The organism is Yersinia sp. 2542 StPb PI (genome assembly GCF_048593855.1).
In the GTDB taxonomy this organism is placed as follows: domain Bacteria; phylum Pseudomonadota; class Gammaproteobacteria; order Enterobacterales; family Enterobacteriaceae; genus Yersinia; species Yersinia enterocolitica_E.
On record NZ_JAZGQA010000535.1, the window covers coordinates 1 to 334 of the forward strand.

Genomic DNA, 334 nt, shown 5'->3' on the forward strand with positions numbered 1-334 from the left:
TATGCATTTCTTCTACAATTGAATCCTCAGAACTATATATAGGGTTATAGTTAATGTCTTTCCCTATTTTTACATTCTTACTATAATAGAATGTCCTTTCGTTTTTCTTATTAACTCTAAAATCTATAGTTTCATCTACATACCTAAATTTCATGTTAAAGTTATGATACATAGCACAAATCATTTCTTCTTTCGAAATTATTTCTCTGGAATAACAATCTACTGCATAGTTACCAAAACCAGATATTAACACTCTATTTACTAATTGATAAAAGTCATCGGGATGTATATAATCTCGTACCATTTCATTTCTTCCTGTAATAAAGACCACATC

1 pseudogene is annotated in these 334 nt (G+C 28.1%); it reads right to left on the bottom strand.

The window, feature by feature from the left end:
- Positions 1–304 (bottom strand): annotated as a pseudogene (locus V1952_RS22645) (hypothetical protein); the annotation flags it as partial.
- Positions 305–334: the final 30 nt, after the last annotated feature.